Origin of the sequence: Arcobacter cryaerophilus gv. crypticus (assembly GCF_002993025.1) — a bacterium.
Classification (GTDB): Bacteria; Campylobacterota; Campylobacteria; order Campylobacterales; family Arcobacteraceae; genus Aliarcobacter; species Aliarcobacter cryaerophilus_B.
Genome location: NZ_NXGI01000017.1, coordinates 37376 through 56829, shown reverse-complemented (window position 1 = coordinate 56829; position 19454 = coordinate 37376). Strand labels below are relative to the sequence as shown.

The 19454-nt window shown below is 27.1% G+C and carries 24 protein-coding genes; 14 read left to right on the top strand and 10 right to left on the bottom strand.

Going from position 1 to position 19454, the window contains the following annotated elements:
* Positions 1-121: 121 nt before the first annotated feature.
* Genes hemH through CJ670_RS07690 form a run of 5 tightly spaced genes read left to right on the top strand, consistent with a single transcriptional unit; the run spans position 122 to position 4112 of the window.
* The gene (hemH, locus tag CJ670_RS07710; protein ID WP_105939529.1) at positions 122-1057 is read left to right on the top strand and encodes a ferrochelatase; all 936 of its coding nucleotides are present in this window, start codon (positions 122-124) and stop codon (positions 1055-1057) included.
* Positions 1058-1066: 9 nt separating this feature from the next.
* A complete protein-coding gene (locus tag CJ670_RS07705; RefSeq protein WP_105939528.1) occupies positions 1067-1591 on the top strand; it encodes a lipocalin family protein in 525 nt (174 codons plus the stop codon).
* A 3-nt stretch (positions 1592-1594) separates the two neighbouring features.
* Positions 1595-1891, top strand: a complete 297-nt coding sequence (locus CJ670_RS07700) for a TIGR03643 family protein (protein ID WP_105939527.1) — start codon at positions 1595-1597, stop codon at positions 1889-1891.
* Between the two features lie 23 nt (positions 1892-1914).
* Positions 1915-2766: a TIGR01777 family oxidoreductase gene (locus CJ670_RS07695; protein WP_105939526.1), complete on the top strand. Its 852-nt coding sequence runs from the start codon at positions 1915-1917 to the stop codon at positions 2764-2766.
* Positions 2763-4112 (top strand): cryptochrome/photolyase family protein, encoded by a 1350-nt coding sequence (locus CJ670_RS07690; RefSeq protein ID WP_105939525.1) that lies wholly within the window; start codon positions 2763-2765, stop codon positions 4110-4112. The genes CJ670_RS07695 and CJ670_RS07690 overlap by 4 nt, the downstream gene beginning before the upstream one ends.
* A gap of 105 nt (positions 4113-4217) precedes the next feature.
* Here the strand turns inward: CJ670_RS07690 and CJ670_RS07685 are convergent, their stop codons facing one another.
* Entirely contained in the window at positions 4218-5222 is a 1005-nt protein-coding gene (locus CJ670_RS07685; protein ID WP_207763620.1) for a phospholipase A, read from the bottom strand.
* Positions 5223-5327: 105 nt separating this feature from the next.
* On the opposite strand from CJ670_RS07685, the gene rpe reads away from it, so the two are divergent.
* The 3 genes from rpe to CJ670_RS07670 are packed head-to-tail and all read left to right on the top strand — an operon-like array spanning position 5328 to position 7390.
* Positions 5328-5969, top strand: coding sequence for a ribulose-phosphate 3-epimerase (gene rpe / locus CJ670_RS07680; protein WP_105939523.1), 642 nt, complete (start codon positions 5328-5330; stop codon positions 5967-5969).
* Positions 5970-5985: 16 nt separating this feature from the next.
* A complete protein-coding gene (locus CJ670_RS07675) occupies positions 5986-6579 on the top strand; it encodes a phosphoribosylanthranilate isomerase (protein WP_105939522.1) in 594 nt (197 codons plus the stop codon).
* Positions 6566-7390 (top strand): 3'-5' exonuclease, encoded by an 825-nt coding sequence (locus tag CJ670_RS07670; RefSeq protein WP_105910729.1) that lies wholly within the window; start codon positions 6566-6568, stop codon positions 7388-7390. The genes CJ670_RS07675 and CJ670_RS07670 overlap by 14 nt, the downstream gene beginning before the upstream one ends.
* 27 nt (positions 7391-7417) lie before the next feature.
* Here the strand turns inward: CJ670_RS07670 and CJ670_RS07665 are convergent, their stop codons facing one another.
* Genes CJ670_RS07665 through CJ670_RS07650 form a run of 4 tightly spaced genes read right to left on the bottom strand, consistent with a single transcriptional unit; the run spans position 7418 to position 10292 of the window.
* Positions 7418-7984: a 2-oxoacid:acceptor oxidoreductase family protein gene (locus tag CJ670_RS07665; RefSeq protein ID WP_105910728.1), complete on the bottom strand. Its 567-nt coding sequence runs from the start codon at positions 7982-7984 to the stop codon at positions 7418-7420.
* A gap of 9 nt (positions 7985-7993) precedes the next feature.
* Complete coding sequence (locus CJ670_RS07660) at positions 7994-8827, bottom strand: 2-oxoglutarate ferredoxin oxidoreductase subunit beta (RefSeq protein WP_105917247.1); 834 nt, start codon at positions 8825-8827, stop codon at positions 7994-7996.
* Between the two features lie 2 nt (positions 8828-8829).
* A complete protein-coding gene (locus tag CJ670_RS07655) occupies positions 8830-9960 on the bottom strand; it encodes a 2-oxoglutarate synthase subunit alpha (protein WP_105939521.1) in 1131 nt (376 codons plus the stop codon).
* Positions 9961-9962: 2 nt separating this feature from the next.
* Positions 9963-10292, bottom strand: coding sequence for a 4Fe-4S binding protein (locus CJ670_RS07650; RefSeq protein ID WP_105915171.1), 330 nt, complete (start codon positions 10290-10292; stop codon positions 9963-9965).
* A 141-nt stretch (positions 10293-10433) separates the two neighbouring features.
* On the opposite strand from CJ670_RS07650, the gene CJ670_RS07645 reads away from it, so the two are divergent.
* Genes CJ670_RS07645 through CJ670_RS07625 form a run of 5 tightly spaced genes read left to right on the top strand, consistent with a single transcriptional unit; the run spans position 10434 to position 13815 of the window.
* Positions 10434-11150, top strand: coding sequence for a tRNA1(Val) (adenine(37)-N6)-methyltransferase (locus CJ670_RS07645; protein ID WP_105939520.1), 717 nt, complete (start codon positions 10434-10436; stop codon positions 11148-11150).
* Positions 11143-11526 (top strand): YkgJ family cysteine cluster protein, encoded by a 384-nt coding sequence (locus tag CJ670_RS07640; protein ID WP_105939519.1) that lies wholly within the window; start codon positions 11143-11145, stop codon positions 11524-11526. The genes CJ670_RS07645 and CJ670_RS07640 overlap by 8 nt, the downstream gene beginning before the upstream one ends.
* Positions 11502-12827 carry a tetratricopeptide repeat protein gene (locus CJ670_RS07635; RefSeq protein WP_105939518.1) on the top strand — a complete coding sequence of 442 codons (1326 nt, stop codon included), beginning with the start codon at positions 11502-11504 and terminating at the stop codon, positions 12825-12827. The genes CJ670_RS07640 and CJ670_RS07635 overlap by 25 nt, the downstream gene beginning before the upstream one ends.
* Complete coding sequence (gene trpC / locus CJ670_RS07630; RefSeq protein WP_105939517.1) at positions 12805-13596, top strand: indole-3-glycerol phosphate synthase TrpC; 792 nt, start codon at positions 12805-12807, stop codon at positions 13594-13596. Before CJ670_RS07635 ends, trpC begins: the two co-directional genes overlap by 23 nt.
* Positions 13597-13608: 12 nt before the next feature.
* On the top strand, positions 13609-13815 hold the full coding sequence (locus CJ670_RS07625; RefSeq protein ID WP_105939516.1) for a tautomerase family protein: 207 nt from the start codon (positions 13609-13611) through the stop codon (positions 13813-13815).
* Between the two features lie 16 nt (positions 13816-13831).
* Here CJ670_RS07625 and CJ670_RS07620 read toward each other — a convergent pair whose 3' ends face one another.
* The 5 genes from CJ670_RS07620 to abc-f form a co-directional block, all read right to left on the bottom strand.
* A complete protein-coding gene (locus tag CJ670_RS07620; RefSeq protein WP_105939515.1) occupies positions 13832-14947 on the bottom strand; it encodes a GGDEF domain-containing protein in 1116 nt (371 codons plus the stop codon).
* A gap of 95 nt (positions 14948-15042) precedes the next feature.
* On the bottom strand, positions 15043-15360 hold the full coding sequence (locus CJ670_RS07615; protein WP_245391663.1) for a polymer-forming cytoskeletal protein: 318 nt from the start codon (positions 15358-15360) through the stop codon (positions 15043-15045).
* Positions 15361-15374: 14 nt separating this feature from the next.
* Positions 15375-16316 (bottom strand): M23 family metallopeptidase, encoded by a 942-nt coding sequence (locus tag CJ670_RS07610; protein ID WP_105939514.1) that lies wholly within the window; start codon positions 16314-16316, stop codon positions 15375-15377.
* Positions 16317-16344: 28 nt separating this feature from the next.
* Positions 16345-16788 (bottom strand): GatB/YqeY domain-containing protein, encoded by a 444-nt coding sequence (locus CJ670_RS07605; protein WP_105910716.1) that lies wholly within the window; start codon positions 16786-16788, stop codon positions 16345-16347.
* Positions 16789-16840: 52 nt separating this feature from the next.
* Positions 16841-18790, bottom strand: coding sequence for a ribosomal protection-like ABC-F family protein (gene abc-f, locus CJ670_RS07600; RefSeq protein ID WP_105939614.1), 1950 nt, complete (start codon positions 18788-18790; stop codon positions 16841-16843).
* A 90-nt stretch (positions 18791-18880) separates the two neighbouring features.
* On the opposite strand from abc-f, the gene recR reads away from it, so the two are divergent.
* Positions 18881-19453 (top strand): recombination mediator RecR, encoded by a 573-nt coding sequence (recR, locus tag CJ670_RS07595; RefSeq protein WP_105939513.1) that lies wholly within the window; start codon positions 18881-18883, stop codon positions 19451-19453.
* Position 19454: the final 1 nt, after the last annotated feature.

The following is a 19454-nucleotide window of genomic DNA, read 5'->3' as shown; positions in this document are numbered from 1 at the left end:
TTGTTTGTACTCTTTATGTGTTAGTTTATTCCTTATTTTTTAAATTAAATATCAACTAACAAAAAAGAGCTACAAAAAATCTTTCATATATTATAAATTTCAATAAAAATTAGGAAAAATTTTGAAAAGAGCAATAGTTTTAATGAATATGGGTGGACCAAACAACCTTGATGAAGTTGAAGTGTTTTTGAAAAATATGTTTAATGACAAATATATTATAGGTGCTCCTCAACCAATTAGAGCCTTAATTGCAAAATTAATTATATATAAAAGATTAAATATAGCAAAAGAGAACTATAGACAATTAGGTGGAATTTCTCCAATAGTTGGATATACAAAAAGATTAGTAAGAAGATTACAAAAAGTTGTAGATGCAGATGTATTTTATGAGATGAGATATACATCTCCTTTTGCAAAAGATGTTATTGAAAAAATAAAACATTATGATGAGATTTATGCAATACCTATGTATCCACATCATTCAAGAACTACAACTTTATCTTCTATTGAAGATTTTATATCTTGTGCTAAGAGTTTTAAAATTGAGCATAAAATAAAAACTATAGATTATTACTATGATAATATATTTTATAATAAAGCAATAGTTGATAGAATTAAAGAGTCTTTAAAAGATGATAGAGCAGAAGAGTTTGAATTGGTTTTTTCAGCTCATGGATTGACTCAAAGAGTTATAGATAAGGGTGATTTATATCAAAAACATATTTTGGCAAATGTTGAATTTGTAAAAGATGAGTTAAAAAGAGAAAATATAAATTTCAAAAAAATAGATGTTGCCTATCAGTCAAGAGTTGGTCCTATGAAATGGTTACAACCATATATGGAAGATAAGTTAAAAGAGTTAGGAAAAAAGGTTATTATTTATCCTATATCTTTTACAGTTGATAATTCAGAAACTTTAGGAGAATTAGTGATAGAATATGGAGAGTTAGCAAAAGAGTATGGTATAAAAGATTATAGGGTTGCAAAAGCTTTAAATAGCAATTATAATTTTATTGCGGCTTTAAAATCTATTTATGAAAATTTAAAATTAAAATAAGGAAAAATTATGAAAAAAGTAGTTAGTTTTTGTTGTATAGCTTTATTGTCTATTCTTCTTGTATCTTGTAGTACAAAACAAGCAACAGATTTAAAAACAGTACAACAAGTAGATTTACAAAAATATCTAGGTGATTGGTATGAGATTGCAAGATATGAGCATAAGTTTCAAAAAGATTGCAAAAATGTAAAAGCAAATTACTCTTTAAGAGATGATGGGAAAATTCAAGTTTTAAATAGTTGTACAAAAATAAGTACAAATGAGTTTAAAGATGCAAAAGCAGTTGCATATAATGTTGATGATACAAATAGTAAATTAAAGGTTAGTTTTTTTAGACCATTTTATGGAGATTATTGGATTTTGGATTTAGATAAAGATTATAAGTATGCAATCATTGGAACTCCTTCAAAAGAGTATTTATGGATTTTATCAAGAGAAAAAACTATTAGTGATGATGTATTAAACAAATTGTTAGAAAAAATTACAAATATGGGGTTTGATAAGTCAAAACTTATTTACACAATACAGGAGTAAGGTATGTATTTTGAAAAAGATAGTAATAGAGAGTTTAATATAAATAAAAAAAAGACTGTTAAAAAAACTAATTTAATTTTTAGTGAAACTGATAAAAATAGATTAGTTGAAATGGCATGGCAAGATAGAGTCTCTTTTGATATTATAAAAGAGCTTTATGGTTTTACTGAAAATGAAGTTAAAAATATGATGAGGGATCTTTTAAAAAGAAGTAGTTTTAAAATGTGGAGAAAAAGAGTTCAAGGAAGAGCTACAAAACATAAATTAAAAGTAAGCTATAAAACTACAAGATTTCAGTAAAAATAATTATACGAGGATAAAATATGAAAACTATTGCAATATCAGGTGCAAGTGGGTTTGTTGGACAAAGTTTGACAGATTTATTTTTAAAACAAAACTATAAGGTAGTTCAAATAAAAAGAGATATTTTAGATAACTCTTTAAAACTAGATGAACTTATAAACTCTAGTGATGTTGTAATAAATCTAAGTGGTGCAAATATAATAAATAGATGGAGTGAAAGTTATAAAAAACTTTTGATTTCAAGCAGACTTGATACTACAAAAAAACTTGTTGAATCTCTAAATAGAGTTGAAAAAAAAGATAAACTTTTTATATCAACTTCAGCTGTTGGAATTTATGACAATAATGCTAAATATGATGAAAATGGCTCTTTTTCAAATGATTTTTTATCAACTCTTTGCCAAAATTGGGAAAAAGAGGCACAAAAAGCAAAAAAAGAGAGTACAAAAGTTGCTATTTTTAGATTTGGAATAGTTTTAGGAAAAAATGGTGGAGCATTTCAAAAGATGATAACTCCTTTTAAACTAGGACTTGGTGGAATTATAGGAAGTGGGAAACAACACTTTTCATATATTCACATAGAAGATTTGATACAAGTTTATAAGTTTGTAATAGAGAATAATTTTGATGGAGTATTTAACTGTACAGCTCCAACTCCTACAACAAACTATGAGTTTACAAAGACACTAGGAAGAGTTTTAAATAGACCAACAATTTTTCCTATTCCAGAATTTGTTTTAAAACTAATATTTAGTGAAGGTGCAAAAGTTTTAAGTGATGGACAAAGTGCAATTCCTAAAAGATTGCTTGAATTAGGATTTAATTTTAAATACAAAAATATAGATGAAACTTTGAAAAATTTAGCACAATGAAGCAAGTTTTATGGTTTAGAAGAGATTTAAGAGTAGCTGATAGTGAGATTTTAGCAAATGCTAAAGATGAGGTTCTACCTATCTTTATTTTTGATAAAAATATATTAAATAAGCTTCCAAAAGATGATAAAAGAGTAACTTTTATATATAAAAGTGTTTTGGAATTAAAAGATAATTTACAAAAAATAGGGCTTGATTTAGCAATATTTTATGCAAATCCCAAAGATGTTTTTATTGATTTAAAAAATCAAGGGTTTGATGAGGTTTTAACTTCAATAGATTTTGATATTTATGCAAAAAAAAGAGATGAAGAGTGCGAGAAAATATTGCCAATAAAAAGGTATTCGGACTCTTTTTTGATTTATCCAAATGATGTATTAAAAGCTGATAAAACACCATACAAGGTATTTACGGCTTTTTATAACTCTTTGGAATTTTTGCATAGTTCAAACAATATAAAAGAGTTTGAAACTCCTAAAAATTTAAAAAAATCAAAGTTTGATTATAGTTTTAGTCCTACTTTAAATGATTTAGGATTTGAAAAGCAAGATTTACCAGATTTTTTAAATAAAAGCGCAGATGATTTAATAGATATTTTTTCAAAGAAAATTCAAAATTATCAAGAAAATAGAGACTATTTTTATTTAGATGCTGGTTCAAATTTGAGTGTTCATTTAAGATTTGGTCTTATTTCTCCTAGAACACTATTTAATAAAATAAAAAGTCTGAATGCACCAAAAAAAGAGATAGATTTTTTTATAAGAGAGCTATTTTGGAGAGAATTTTATAACTATATTTTATACCATTTTCCTAAATCACAATTTGAAAATCTAAATGCAATTAAAGTAAATTGGAATCAAAATGAAGATGATTTTAAAAATTGGTGTGAAGGAAATACAGGTGTTCCTATAATAGATGCTTCAATGAAATATCTTAATCTTACGGGACTTATGCATAATCGTTTAAGAATGGTTGTATCTTCATATTTGACAAAAAATTTATTGATTGATTGGAAAAAAGGTGAAGAGTATTTTGCTTTGAAACTTTTGGATTTTGAAGCAAGTTCAAATATAGGTTCTTGGCAGTGGGCTGCTAGTACTGGAGTTGATTCAGTTCCTTATTTTAGAGTTTTTAATCCATATTTACAATCAAAAAAATTTGATAAAGATGCAATTTTTATAAAAACTGTTTTAAAAGATTTAAAAGATATTTCACCAAAAGTTATACATACAGAAAATGGTGTTCAAGAAGATATTTTTCTAAATTATCCAAGGCAAATTGCAGGAATTTCATACTCAAGAAATAGGGCGATTATGGAGTTTAAAAGAGCGAATAATGATAAATAATTTAGCAAGTAAATAGAGAATAGTGGGGGGGACATTATTGTTCCAATACCCCCAAGTATTATTAAACTGAATGTTTAAAATATTTAATATTTTTCGATTACTATACTATCTAGAAAAAGTAATTCCAATACCAATATTTGTTATTTCTCTATCATAATCTATCAAACTATGACCATATCCATGGAAAATTTGGAAAATACCATAGCTATTTTTTGAAGATATAAAATCTGGAAGTGGAAAAGTATAGTTAAATTCAGCCGCTCCCTTGTTTGAACTGTTTAATCTTAAGTTATCTCTTAAAAGTAGTTCAAAAGTTTGTTTACCATAAGCATACAAAAATGAAATATCTCCGTATCCATAATATTTATAAAAATCTTTCATATCATCATCTTTAGTTTTTTCAGGGATTCTATACCAAACTTTTGGAGATACAAAAAGATTATTAAATTGGAAAAAAGTTTGTAGATATGCTCTATTTAAAGATCTTGAATCATCTCCACCTTTTCCATTTGAAGAGTGTAGGAAAGATGTTTTATAAAGTTTTAGATATTTTCCATCATTGGGAATTTGCATAAAAATTTCTGGTTCATAGTTTGATTCACGAAATGGGGCAGAACTAGATGCAGTTTGCCAAAATGATTTTTGAGTGTATGCAACACTTATTGTCTCATTTAAACCAAAAAAGTCATTAGAAATTGGTTTTTCTAAACTAATTTGAAAAGAAGTTTCAAAATTATCTCTGTCTGAAATATTATTTGAAGTATAAGTTGCAGGTAAAAAATAGGTCTTTTTATAAGGATAAATACCAAAATCTTTTGTAACTAGTTGCTCTAAATTACTATTTGTCTCTTTATCTTCAGACTTATCTATATTATGTTCAAAAAACTCTTTTTTTGGCTCTTTTTTAATCTCTTTTACTACTAAATCTTGATTTTCTTCTAAATAAGAATTTTTAAAGCTCTCATTTGCTATTTTTTTATATAAAAGCATTGCAGATTTGTAATCTCCACTATCTTCTAGCTTTTTTGCTTCTTTATAAATAGAGTTAACATCTTGACCAAAACATAAAGATATTGTTGCTATAAATAAGATTATTAGTTTTTTATTCAATTTTTTCCTTAAAATAATTTGCATTTTACTCTAAAATTTATTTATACTATCTAAAAGCGATAATAGTGTATAATTTTTGCTAATTTTTATAAAAAAAGGTAAAAAATGCTCGTAGCTCCCTCAATATTATCAGCTGACTTTGGAAATTTAGAAAAAGAGATAAAAAGTATTTGTGAAGCTGGTTGTGATTTAGTGCATGTTGATGTTATGGATGGGCATTTTGTACCAAATTTAACAATTGGTCCAGTTGTTGTTGAACCTGTAAGCAAGGCTTCTACAAAACCTCTTGATATTCATTTGATGGTTAAAAATAACAACTTTTTTGTAGATTTATTTGCTCCACTAAAACCAAAATATCTATCATTTCATATTGAGAGTGAAAAGCATCCACATAGACTTATTCAAAAAATAAGAAGTTTAGGAATAAGTCCTGCAATTACACTAAATCCTCACACAAAAGTTGAAGATATTGAATATTTAATTGAAGATTTAGATATGGTACTTTTAATGTCTGTAAATCCAGGCTTTGGTGGACAAAAATTTATTCCAAGTGTAATTGAGAAAGTTAAAAAACTAAAAGAGCTAATAAATAAAAGAAATCCAAACTGCTTAATAGAGGTTGATGGTGGAGTTAGTGATAAAAACATCAAAGATTTAAAAGATGCTGGAGTTGATATTGTTGTTGCTGGTAGTTTCATTTTTGGAAGTGGTGATTATAAAAAAGCTATAGATAGTTTAAAAGTATAAGATAAGAGTTTCAAATATGAGAGTAAAAATATGTGGAATAACAAATTTAGAAGATGCATTAAATGCTATAAATGCAGGTGCTTCCGCTTTAGGATTTGTGTTTTATAAACCATCTCCTAGATATATTGAACCACTTGATGCTTTGAAAATAGTTGAAAATCTACCACCTTTTGTACAAACTGTTGGACTTTTTGTAAATGAGACAACAGATTTTATAAATAAAGTTTGCAAAGATAGCAAAATGCAACTAGCTCAAATTATAGATGATGAAAATATAGTAGATTTTTTAAAACTAGAAGTTAAATATTTACAAGTATTAAGAGCTAAAAATAAAGAGGATTTAATAAATTTAAAAGATGATTATTATTTAGTAGATGCATTTGTGCAGGAGTTTGGTGGAGCTGGAAAAAGATTGGAACTCTCTTGGTTTAAAGATATAGATTGTTCTAAATTTATACTCGCTGGTGGATTAAGTTCTCAAAATCTAAAAGAGCTAAATGGTTTTAACTTTTTTGGAGTTGATGTAAGTAGTGCAGTAGAAAAACAAAAAGGTAAAAAAGATAATCAAAAGATGATTGATTTTGTGAAAGCTGCAAATGAAATCTCATAAAAGAAAGTATATTTTAAAACCCCAAAAGCAGACTTTTTTAGATATTGTAAGAAGATTAAAAAAAGAGCCAATTGAGTTTTCTGAATTTTTAGAGCTTTTAGAAAATATAAGTGATAAATTTTATGAAAATAGTGAGCTGGAGTTTGAGCTACTATTAATAAATGGATTTCCAATAGATATAAAAGATAATTTTGTATTTTTAAAAACAACAAAAACTTCTATACTTGAACAAACTTTTTGTTTTGTTGATATTGAAACAAATGGTGGAAGCCCAAAAAATGGTCATCAAATCATAGAATTAGGAGCAGTTAAGTATAAAAATGGACAAATATTAGATAAATTTGACTCTTTGGTTTTTGCAAAAGAGATTCCAATATTTATTCAAGAAGTTACAAATATAAGCCCAAATATGCTTTTAAATGCACCAAGATTAGAAAAAGTTTTAAAAGAGTTTAAAGAGTTTTTGGGGGATGATGTTTTTGTAGCTCATGATATTAAATTTGATTATAATTTTATCTCTGATAGTTTTGAAAAGTATAATTTGGGAAAACTTTTAAATAGAAAAATTTGTACAATAGATTTATCAAAAAGATGTATAAAATCCGAAAAATATGGTCTTAGTACTTTAAAAGAACTTTTAAATATAGATGTACAAAATCATCATAGAGCATATTTTGACGCATTATCAACAGAAATTATTTTTGAAAGATGTTTAGAAAATATAGATTTTAGTAAGATAAAATCTACTGAAGATTTAATAGCCTTTAGTAAATCAAATAATATTCTAAAAATTCCTAAAGAAAATAACTAAGAAGTAAAAACTTCTTAGTTTAATATATTATTTTCTATTATCAGCTTCTTTTGCATACTTATAACCTAAATCATAAGCTTTGTTGTTTAAATCATGAAGTTTTGGAGGAATTTTTGAGAGCATTGTACTTCTTAAAACCTCTTTAGGAATAGTTTCTCCTGTAAAGTAATTTGCTATTGCTAATGCTAAAATAGATTGAGTTATAACATTTCCAACTTCTTCTTTTGCAATAGTAATTATTTGTATTTCAATAATATTCCATCTTTTTTTATCTTCTTCGCTTGGTCTTACTAGGTTTGGTTCAATTACTATCGTTGCACCATCTTTTACACCATTTTTAAATAAATCAAAAGATATTTGAGCAACAGAAAGCATAAAATCAATCTCTCCATCATTTGCGTATGGATAGATAACCTCTTCATCTTGAAGTGTAATATCAACAACAGTTGGTCCACCACGTACCTGTGAAGTATAAGTTGCTGTTTTTAGTCCAAATCCACCATTGCTTATTTTTGCAGCAGCAAAAATTTCACCTGCTAGTAAAACACCTTGTCCACCAACTCCTGTAAATCTCATTAAAGTTCTATTTGACATATTATTTCCTTAAAGCTCTACCATAGTTTTATTTTTGTGTGCTTCTTTTACTTTTTCATAAGCTTCACAATATTCAAGTGCATTTTCATCTTGTTTTAAAACACCAGTTGGATATTTTCCATCTTTTTGACTCTCTTCTAACATATCAAATTTTGTTTTTGCCAAAGAGATTGAATCAATCCACTCTAAGTTTGCTGTTGCACTTGCCATTTTATTTTTTCTTCCTAAATTTACGTGACAATTTGAGAATACTTCTAAATATGAAAATCCTTTATGTTCAAGAGCTTTTACTAAAGTTCTTTCAAGTTTTTTTGGATCAATCATAGTTTCTCTTGCAACAAAAGATGCACCAGCAGCTTCTACAAGTTTACAAGAGTCAAAAGTTGGGTCTATATTTCCTCTTTCCATTGTAGCTGTCCACATACCTTTTGGAGTTGTTGGGCTTGTTTGAGAGTTTGTAAGTCCATAAATGAAGTTGTTTATTAAAATATAAGTTAAATCAATATTTCTTCTAGCAGCATGAATTGTATGATTTCCACCAATTGCAAGACCATCTCCATCTCCACCTACAACGATAACCTTTTTATTTGGATTTGCCATTTTTATTCCAGTTGCATAAGGAAGAGTTCTTCCATGAGTTGTATGAACAGTGTTACAATTTATGTATGAACTAAATCTTCCAGAACAACCAATTCCAGAAACAACACAAACATCATCCATATTCCAACCTAGTTTATCAATAGCACGAATTAGAGCTTTTAATATAACTCCATCTCCACATCCCCAACACCAAAGTGTTGGCATTTTATCTGTTCTTAAATATTCATCATAGTTAAAAGCCATAATTACATTCCTTTTACTTTTTCTATTATTTCAAGCGGAGAGAGTGGTCTTCCGTTTGCTTTTAAAAGAGTATCAAAATCTGCTCTTCCACTAACTCTTTGTATCTCTTGAGTGTATTGTCCCATGTTAAGCTCTGCAACTAGAACTTTATCAAATTTATTTACAAGTTCATTTATTCTTTTTTCAGGACTTGGCCAAATAGTTTTTGGACTAAATAATCCAGCTTTTATTCCCTCTTTTCTAAGACGATTAATAGCCTCTTTAGCTCCAAGCGAAACAGAACCATAAGCAATAATTAAAATATCAGCATCTTCTAGCATATATTCTTCATTTAATTCAAGTTCATTTGTATGATTTTCAACTTTTTTAAATAATCTACTCATCAAAGCACTACAAGCAACAGCATCTTCTGTTGGATGACCTGTTGGTCCATGATGAAGTCCAGTAAAGTGGTATCTATAACCTTCAAACATTGGATTTAAAGTTGCAGGTTCATCTTGTGCAGCACCATAAGGAAGATAATCTTTTTTATCACCATCAAATCTTTTTCTAAAAACTCTATTTTTTTCTATTTCACTTAAAGGTGGAATTACAACTTTTCCAGCCATATGCCCAATAGTTTCATCTAAAAGTACAAAAACAGGTTGCATAAATCTATCTGCTAGATTAAAAGCTCGTACAACTTCTGTATAACACTCAGTTAAATTTCCAGGCATTAAAGTAATAGATTTTACATCTCCATGCGTTGGATTTTTTGCTTGTAAAATATCACCTTGAGCAACTCTTGTAGGAAGACCTGTTGATGGTCCTCCTCTCATTACATTTACAACTACAAGAGGAACTTCTGCTATATAACCTAATCCTAAATTCTCAGATTTTAGTGAAATTCCAGGTCCACTTGATGCAGTCATTGATCTTTTACCACTCATAGCAGCACCAAGACTTGCACAAATCCCAGAAATCTCATCTTCCATTTGCATACAAACTCCACCAATTGCAGGTAGTTTCGATGATAATGTATGCATAATTTCACTAGATGGTGTTATTGGATAACCACCAAAAAACTCACATTTTGAATCAATAGCTGCTAATGCTGCTAATTCATTTCCTGTTGATATTAATTCTCTTGACATAATCAAACCTTTTTATCTTCATCTAATATTTTATAACTATTATTTATAATTCTCTCTTGTCTTTGCTTTGCTTCATCGCTTAATTTTGAAAACTTATACTCTTTTTTATCAGCGACAAAAATAGCAAAATCAGGGCAAGATAATTCACAATCATTGCATCCAATACATGCTTCAGGATGTACAACAGTTGCCATAGAACCTAAAGTTGAGTGAATATCTTGTCTCATCCCAAGAACTCCAGCTGGACAAACAGATACACATCTATCACAAGCTTTACATCTACTCTCATTTACCCATACAGGTGTATTTAAAGGAGCTTCAACATTTGACATAATTTTCCTTTACTTAAATATAATAAAAATTTATAAATTTTATAATTTTGGAAACAATATTACTATAATTTAGCTTATTTTATTAAAAGAAAACTATAAATAATTTAGATATAATCCAAAGATTTTAAAAAAGGAAGCTTTTTGGTATTATATCAACCTCAAAATGGTTATTGTTACAATAGTGATACACATTTTTTATATAGTTTTATTTGTAAATCTTTGGAAAAATATAAAAATATAAGTGGAGAAGTTCTTGATATTGGGAGTGGAAGTGGTATTTTAGGTCTTTTATTTTCAAAAAGATATAGTAAAACAAATCTAAATCAAGTTGAAATTCAAGATATTTTTCAGTTTTTTTCAATAAAAAATGCAAAAATAAATAAAATATCTTCAACAATGCACAAAGGCTCATTTTTGGAGCTTAATTTTGATAAAAAGTTTGATATTTGTATATCAAATCCACCATTTTATCATAGTGATGTAATAAAAAGTGAAAAAGAAAACATCAAAATTGCAAGATATAATGATTATATGCCTTTGAGAGATTTTATAAAAAAAGTTTCACAAGTTTTGAAAAATGATGGAAAATTTTTTTTCTGTTACGATTGTAAGCAATTAGCAGATATTGTTTTATATTTAAAAGAGTTTAAATTGAACCTTGAAGCTTTACAATTTGTATATCCAAATGATTCAAAAGATGCAACTTTGGTAATGATTTATGCTAAAAAAGATTCTAAATCTTTGGTAAAAATTTTAAATCCTTTAATCGTTTTTGATGAAAACAATAAGTTTACAAAAACTGTACAAAATATTTACAAAGAGGCTCAAACACATAGTATAAAGGTTTTTTGTGAGTAACTTAATAAAGAAAAATGGATACAATTTTGCTTTTAACCCTAGTGCTTGTGAGAGTTGTGCTGGAAATTGTTGTATTGGTGAAAGTGGATATATTTGGATAAATATTGTTGAAATTGAAGCTTTATCAAAATATTTAGGACTCACTTTAGATAGTTTTAGAGAAAAATATCTTTTTAAAGTAGGGTATAAATATAGCATAAAAGAGGTAGAATTACCAAATAATAGTTTTGCTTGCTGTTTTTTTGATTTAGAAAAAAGAAAATGCTCTATTTATGATTATAGACCAACACAGTGTAGGACTTTTCCATTTTGGGAATATTTTAAAAATAATGAAAAAGAGGTATATAAAGAGTGCCCAGCCATAAAAAATATTTAATAATATTAGTAGTTTTAAGTTTTTTTGTTTCTTGTACTATAAAAGATTCAGATTTAAACAATGAAAAAGAAAATAGAAAATATTTAAAAGTAGAAGAAAAAAGTTTTCAACTAGAGGACTATTACATAATTTATGCTTTAGAGATGGAAAATGCAAGAATCTATGATAGTGCAAAAGAGATATATTTGAAACTATTTTTAAATACAAGTAAATATGAATATTTGGTTGCTTATGCAACAATTGCTACACAACTTCAAGATTATCAGGCCATAAAAGAGCAGATTTCAAAATATTTCATACCAAATATTAAAGAAGAAGAGATACTTTTAAGATTGTATAGTTTTGCACTTTTGAAGCTTCAAGAGTTTGATTTATCACTAAAAAATGCTCTTATTCTTACAGATTCGTATAAAAGTAGTATAAATTATGAACTTTTAGGGACAATTTATATATCAAAAGATGAGTTCCAAAAGGCTTATGATAGTTTTAATAAAGCTTTAAAATACGGTGTTTCAAGCTCAATAGTACAGACAAAAGCTAGTTTAGAGTTTTTTCAATTAAATCGACAAAAACATGCAATAGAAGATCTTAAAGATTATCTTCCTAAAAGTCAATATGATTTTAATATTGCACTTCAGCTTTTGACTTTTTATAATCATTTAGATGACAAACAGAAAATACAATCTTTACTAAAAGAGATGTTTTTATACTATAAAAATAGTGAAGATGCTTTGCAATTAAATAAAACAGTAAATTTGATGTTTCAAAATTTTGAAGCGAATGATATTATAATATTTTTGGAAGAAAATCACCTAGAAGATGATTTTCTTTTAGAGCTTTATAAACGAACAAAACAACCAGAAAAAGCATATGATTTACTTAAAAAATTATATACAAACGATTCAAATCCTGATTATTTGGCACAACAAGCTATTATTGAGTTTGAGTTGGCAGAAGATAAAAATAGTGTATTAGCAAGTGTTATTGAGAAGTTTAATATATCTTTAAAAACATCTTCAAACCCTATTTATCAAAATTATTTGGCATATTTATTGATTGATTATGATATTGATATTCCAAAAGGTTTAGTTTTGGTAAAAAAAGCACTGGAGCAAGACCCTACAAATATTGCTTTTATAGATACTTTAGCGTGGGGTGAATATAAGAATAAAAACTGTAAAGATGCATATAAAAATATGAAATTAATTGTAGATGAAATAGGTTTAAATGATGAAGAGATAAAAATTCATTGGGAAAAAATTAAGGAGTGCAAAGATAATGATACTAGAAAAAATAAATAATAAAACTCTTGAAGATGTAAAAAAAAGAGAAGAAAAAATATCTTTAGATGAGCTTGAAAATTTAATAGCGGACGGGAATTTTCCTACAAAAGATGTAAAAAAGTTTTTAAAATCTTCAATTGATGAACCTATACGAATAATTGCAGAAGTAAAAAAAGCAAGTCCTAGTAAAGGTATTATAAAAGAAGATTTTAATCATCTTCAAATTGCAAAAGATTATAATGATTTTGGTGCAAATGCAATTTCTATATTAACAGAACCACACTTTTTCTTGGGAAATTTAGATTATTTAAAAGAGATAAAAAGTATTACAAATATTCCACTTTTAAGGAAAGATTTTATACTTACAAAATACCAAATTGCAGAAGCTTTGATATATGGAGCAGATTTTATACTTTTAATTGCAAAATCACTTAGTCAAGATGAGTTAAATGAGTTATATAGTTATGCTAGAGGTTTGGATTTAGAAGTTTTAGTTGAAATTCACGATTTTGAAGATTTGACTAAAGCTTTAAAAAGCAAAGCAGATATTATAGGAATAAATCATAGAAATTTAAAAACTTTTGAGATGGATATGAATTTGTGCGAGGAGCTAATACCACTTATTCCCGAAGGTAAAATAATTGTTGCTGAATCTGGAGTTAGTGATACTGAAGTTATAAAAAAGCTTCATAATCTTGGAGCAGATGCTTTTTTAATAGGTGAGCATTTTATGAGAGTTCCAAGTATAGAAGATGAATTAAAAAAATTTAAAAATTCTTTGAACTAAAAAAGGAATAAAATGCCAGTAATAAATGTAAAAATGACACATGAAGATGGTGGAGCTACTATTGAGCAAAAAGAGGAGTTCTCAAAAGGTATAACTGAGCTTTTTAGCAAAATATTTAATCGTTCATCTTCAAATGCAGTAGTTTTAATAGAAGAGCTTAATACAGATAACTACTTTATTGGTGGAAAATCAGTTACAAAAATAAGAAAAGAGAAGTAGATTTTTTCTACTTTTTTTAAATCTCGATTCCATTATCTAATAAAATTTTATTTCTTCCACTATCTTTTGCTTTGTATAATAAAGAGTCTGCTTTTTGAAGAGCTATATCATATGTAGGATATTTATTTCTTATTGTAACTCCAGCACTAAAAGTGATTTTTAGTTTTTTATCTTGATAAATAAAGCTATTTTCTGTAACTATTGATTTTATTCTTTTTAATAACATTAAAAGCTCTCTATCTAGATTAAAATGTATAATAGCAATAAACTCTTCTCCACCATATCTTGCTATTAAATCTATATCTCTAATACTTTTGTCTAAAATTTTCCCAAAAGTTGAAAGAACTACATCTCCACACTCATGCCCATAAGTATCATTTACTTTTTTAAAATGGTCTATATCAAAAAATATTACTGCATATTGAGTTTTTAATCTACTGTAAGAGTTTTCAACTTTTATCATCTCTTCATTAAATGCTTTTCTTGTAAGAACTTGAGTTAAAAAATCTTTTCTATTTTCTTGTTTTGTTTTGTTAAGCTCATTTTCCAAACTATTTATTTTTTCTTCTAATTCTTCTACTTTAGATTTTCCATTTTCTAGTTTGTTTGTAACATTATTTATCTCTTGCTCTATAGAAGCAGCAGCAATAACAAGTTCACTTTGTATTTTGCTTAACACTTCTACTCCACCCTTTGTTACATCTATTGCTTGGATTTTTTCTTTTATATTTAAAACTTTTTTAGAACCATTTCCACTACTAAAAATAGCTTCATTAAAATACTCTTCCATAAGTACAACAAGTTTTGATATATCTTCTGTTTTTTCAATAACTAATTTTTTATCTTTTTCAAATCTTTCGAATATTAATTTTTCTATTTGTATTTGTATTGATTTTTCAAAAATATCTTTTGGATTTTTTTTAAGTTGCTCAAATAAAACATCAGAAATATTATTTAAATCAGAGCTAATAGATGGAGTAATAGCTTGTTTTAAAATATCTATTATAACTTCAACATTTTTTGGATGAATTCGTCTTAATAGAAGCTGTATTAATTTTTCAGGGGTATCTAATTGATTTGAAATTGCTTCATTGTATTCAGTATCATTTAATTGGCTTAAAAAATTTTTCATATTTCCCTTTTTTAAAAATATTATAAAATAAAAGACTAAATTAAGTCTAAGTTTTGGATTATAGCCAAAAAATATATAAAATATAATTTTTTATATTATATATCTTCTGTTTTGATAAAATCCTCTTTTTTATCTATTGATTTGCTGTTTAAAGTTGTCTTTACAAGACTATTTCCTTCAAAAATTCCTTTTGCTTCAATTACAAATTCTTCTGATTCAACTGAACCTGTAACTTTTCCATCTGGTTTAATATCAACTCTTGTTGCATTTATTGAACCTTCTGCTAATCCTTGAACAATAACTCTTAAAGCAGTTATTTCTCCTTTTATTTTTCCATTTTTTCCAATATTTATCTCTTGCTCTGAGTTTATATTTCCTTCAAAATAACCATCAATATACAAATTGCAAGACAAGTTTATATTCCCTGTTATTTTTGTTCCTGCAGTGATAATTGTGGTTGTGGAGTCGGATCTTGTATTTTGATGTGACTGATTGCTGTTATTAAAGAATCCCATGATATTTCTGTTTCCTTTTCAAAAATTTCTGTATAATTTTTCATGTCCCACATTACAAAAGTAAGTGGATCAAGAGATCTTGATAAAAAACGGATTTCATAGTGTAAATGAGGTCCGCTACTTATCCCTGTATTCCCTGAATATGCTATTAAATCCCCTTTTTTAACAAAAGAGCCAGATTTTACCAAAGTTTTGTTTAAGTGGGCATAATATGATTTAAACCCATAAATATGCTGAATTGTTACTAAATTTCCATTGAATCTATCAAAACTTGAAGTTTCAACAATTCCATCTGCTGTTGCATAAACAGGCGTTCCAACAGGTGCTTTTAAATCAATTCCCATATGAAGAGCTTTTCTATTTAAAACAGGATGGTGTCTATATCCAAAATAGCTATTTATAACTCTATTTTCAACAGGAAAACCACTAGGAATTAGTTGTAAAAGAGTTGTTCTTTCTTCTGTATTAAGTCTTGCAATATCAACTCTTTGTTTTAACGGAAGCTCATTTTCAGTTGGAATTCCTATTATATTTTCCATTTTATTGAAATAATCAGTAGCTTCACTAATCTCTTCATTTTTTTCATGAAGTTCTAATTGTGTTTGACTAACTAAATTATTTAGCTCTTCGTTTATTCTTTTAAACTCTACTAATTCAAGCTCAATATCTAGTCTATCTTTATCCATTTGAATTAAAGAAAGATTTATAAAGATAAATGCTGCTACAAATATAAAAGATATTCCAATAAATGTGTATAAAGTATAAAAAAGAGGCTTTTTTCTTAGTTTTATCTGTTTTATACCATTATCATCATTTATTGTAAATGTTATATATTTGTTTGCATATTGATCCATTTTTTTCCTTGAATTTTACACAAAAAGATTATGACAATAATTTTTTTACCATTTCATTTATTCTTTTTCCATCTGCAACACCTGCAAATTTTTTTGAAGCTGCTCCCATAACTTTTCCCATATCTTTTATAGTTTCTGCTTTTACTTCTTCAATTATATCTTTCATACCAGCTTCAAGCTCTTCATCGCTTAATTGTTTAGGTAAATAAATCATAAATACATCAATTTGGCTTTGTTCTTTTTCAACTAAATCAGTTCTTGAAGCAGCACTATATTGAGAAATTGCCTCTTCTCTTTGTTTAATACCTCTTTGAACAAGTTTTATAACTTCAGCATCATCTAAAACTCTTCTTTCATCAACTTCAATTTGTTTAATCATTGTATTAATAGCTCTTATAGAGTCTCTTTTTACTACTTCTTTATCTCTCATTGCTTGTTTTAAATCTTCGTTTAATTTCTCTTTTAAGCTCATTTGTAAAACTCCTTTTTTAAATTTAAATTTTTTAAAACTTGATTATACTTTTTTAAGAATTAAAACTCTCAACCAGCTCTTCAAGCTCTAAAAATCTCTCAACCTTCTCTTCATAAATAGCTTTTGTCTCTTCTAGCTCTTTTGAAAGTACTACAATTCCTATTTTTTCATAACATTTTGGGTCTGCTAAACAGCTGTTTAGTTCTGCTATTTTTTCTTCAATTTTTTCTAGTTCATTTGGTAAACTATCGTATTCTCTTTGGTCTTTATATGACAATTTCACTTGTTTTTTTGGCAAATTTTCTATTTTTGGATTATTTTTCTCTTTTTCTATATAAGATTCTAAATTATCTAGTTCTTTTAACTCTTTTTCGATTTCAAGATATTCACTATATGGTTGAAAACTTTCCATAATATGTCCATTTCCAGTAAATACATATAGTTTTTTCGCAATTTTATCTACAAAATATCTATCGTGAGATACGAAAACTAAAGCACCTTGAAAATTTTGTAAATACTCTTCTAAAATATTAATTGTTGGAATATCCAAATCATTTGTAGGTTCATCAAGAATCATACAATCAACTCTTTTTGTAAAAAGTAGGGCAAGTGCAACTCTGTTTTTTTCTCCACCACTTAAAGCACCAACTTTTTTATCTAAATACTCTTTTGGAAAAAGAAAGTTTTTTAAATATCCAAAAACATGCAAGTTTCGTCCATCATCAAGCACAACTCTATCACCACCATTTGGACAAAAAGTCTCCATAACAGTTTTTTCATCATCAAGCATATCTCTTTGTTGATCAAAATATCCTATGTGAAAATCTCCTTTTTTGAAGCTTCCTTTATCTATTTTTAATTTTTCCATAAATATTTTAAGAAGTGTTGATTTTCCACTTCCGTTGGGACCTACTATTGCAATAGTATCTTTTTGTAAAATTCTAGTTGTAAAATCTTTAATTAACTCTTTTTCTCCTAAAGATTTATAAATATTATCAAGCTCATAAAGCATTTTTTTCTTATTTTGTTGTTTTTCTTCACTATTAAAAGATTTTTGTTCTCTTTGAAGTTCTATGCTCATTTTTTTGATATACGCAGGATTTGATTTTGCTTTTTGTTTTAAATCAAAATATTCAGATTTTCTTCTTTCATTTCTTTTTCTTCTTGCAGTTACTCCATGTTGCATCCAGTGAGCTTCTTGTTTTACAAGTCTAAGTAAGTTGTCATGCTCTTTTTGTAAATTTGATAAAATTTGTGATTTTTGCTCCAAATATGAAGAGTAGCCACCATTAAATTTTCTTAATTCTCCACCATCAACTTCTATTACATTTGTAGCAATATTATCAATAAAATATCTATCATGAGATATAAAAAGTAGAGTAAAGTTGTTTTTCAAAAGCAACTCTTCTAAAAACTCAACCATGTAAACATCAAGGTGATTTGTAGGCTCATCAAGAAGTAAAACATCTGGTTTTTTTAAAATCAAACCAGCTAAACTAACACGCCGTTGCTCTCCACCGCTAAGCATATTTACATCTTTGTGTTCATACTCTTTTAGTGCAAACTCTACTAAAACTCTCTCAATTGTATTTTCCAAATCCCAAGCATTGTGAAAATCAATAAAAGTTGCAAGTTCGCTTTGTTTTCTTAAAAGCTCTTCGTTTTCATAATCTGTTGAGAGTTGATTTGTAATTTTTTCATACTCATTTTTTGCGCTTTTTAACTCAACTAGCTGATTTTCAATAGCATCTCTTACGCTTAAATTTGCTTCAAATTTTGGTTGCTGTTCTAGCATCTCTATTTTTATACTTCTATCAATAGCCATTTCACCGCTATCTGGTTCCACTGTTTTCATGATTATTTTGAAAAGTGTTGATTTTCCTTGTCCATTTTGCCCAATAACTGCAACTCTTTGACCAGCTTGAAGAGTGAAGTTTGCATCTTTTAAAATAACTTTAATATCGTATTGTTTGGAAATGTTTTGTAAGTCTATGAGTGCCATTATAAAAAAACCTTTTAAATTTAAAAGTATATAGTTTATCAAAAAAACCTTTTAATTAATTTAATATAAATATTAGAATATAATCCCAAAATGAATAGAGAGTTAGAAAAATTTTATGAACTAGTAGAAGCTTTTGAATCTTTACCAACTATTGGAAAAAAATCGGCTCTAAGACTTGCTTATCACATTGTAATGAATGACAACTATTGCGGAATAAAACTATCTCATAGTATAGAAAATGCTTTGAAAACTATTAAAAAATGCAAAAGATGTGGAAGTATGAGTGAAAATGAGATTTGTGAATATTGCTTAGATGAGAGTCGTGATAGTAGTAAATTATGTATTGTGCAAAGTGCAAAAGATATTTTTATTATTGAAGATTCAAAAGAGTTTGATGGAAGATATTTTGTAATAGATGAGCTTGAGCTTGATTTAATAATTAAGCTTCAAGAATATATAAAAAATAGTGGAGTAAAAAATATTTTATTTGCTATTACGCCATCTATTGCAAATGATGCTTTTATATTATATATTGAAGATAAATTAAAAGAGTTTGATATAAGTTTTACAAAAATAGCTCAAGGTGTTCCTACAGGAGTTAGTTTAGAAAATGTAGATTTAATGTCTTTATCAAAAGCTATTCAAAGTCAAGTTGGAATATAAG

Coding starts and splice junctions, on each gene's coding strand:
- CJ670_RS07705 (WP_105939528.1), top strand. CDS start 1,067: ATGAAAAAAGTAGTTAGTTTTTGTTGTATAGCTTTATTGTCTATTCTT.
- CJ670_RS07700 (WP_105939527.1), top strand. CDS start 1,595: ATGTATTTTGAAAAAGATAGTAATAGAGAGTTTAATATAAATAAAAAA.
- CJ670_RS07695 (WP_105939526.1), top strand. CDS start 1,915: ATGAAAACTATTGCAATATCAGGTGCAAGTGGGTTTGTTGGACAAAGT.
- CJ670_RS07690 (WP_105939525.1), top strand. CDS start 2,763: ATGAAGCAAGTTTTATGGTTTAGAAGAGATTTAAGAGTAGCTGATAGT.
- rpe (WP_105939523.1), top strand. CDS start 5,328: ATGCTCGTAGCTCCCTCAATATTATCAGCTGACTTTGGAAATTTAGAA.
- CJ670_RS07675 (WP_105939522.1), top strand. CDS start 5,986: ATGAGAGTAAAAATATGTGGAATAACAAATTTAGAAGATGCATTAAAT.
- CJ670_RS07670 (WP_105910729.1), top strand. CDS start 6,566: ATGAAATCTCATAAAAGAAAGTATATTTTAAAACCCCAAAAGCAGACT.
- CJ670_RS07665 (WP_105910728.1), bottom strand. CDS start 7,984: ATGTCAAATAGAACTTTAATGAGATTTACAGGAGTTGGTGGACAAGGT.
- CJ670_RS07660 (WP_105917247.1), bottom strand. CDS start 8,827: ATGGCTTTTAACTATGATGAATATTTAAGAACAGATAAAATGCCAACA.
- CJ670_RS07655 (WP_105939521.1), bottom strand. CDS start 9,960: ATGTCAAGAGAATTAATATCAACAGGAAATGAATTAGCAGCATTAGCA.
- CJ670_RS07650 (WP_105915171.1), bottom strand. CDS start 10,292: ATGTCAAATGTTGAAGCTCCTTTAAATACACCTGTATGGGTAAATGAG.
- trpC (WP_105939517.1), top strand. CDS start 12,805: ATGATACTAGAAAAAATAAATAATAAAACTCTTGAAGATGTAAAAAAA.
- CJ670_RS07625 (WP_105939516.1), top strand. CDS start 13,609: ATGCCAGTAATAAATGTAAAAATGACACATGAAGATGGTGGAGCTACT.
- CJ670_RS07620 (WP_105939515.1), bottom strand. CDS start 14,947: ATGAAAAATTTTTTAAGCCAATTAAATGATACTGAATACAATGAAGCA.
- CJ670_RS07610 (WP_105939514.1), bottom strand. CDS start 16,316: ATGGATCAATATGCAAACAAATATATAACATTTACAATAAATGATGAT.
- CJ670_RS07605 (WP_105910716.1), bottom strand. CDS start 16,788: ATGAGCTTAAAAGAGAAATTAAACGAAGATTTAAAACAAGCAATGAGA.
- abc-f (WP_105939614.1), bottom strand. CDS start 18,790: ATGGCACTCATAGACTTACAAAACATTTCCAAACAATACGATATTAAA.
- recR (WP_105939513.1), top strand. CDS start 18,881: ATGAATAGAGAGTTAGAAAAATTTTATGAACTAGTAGAAGCTTTTGAA.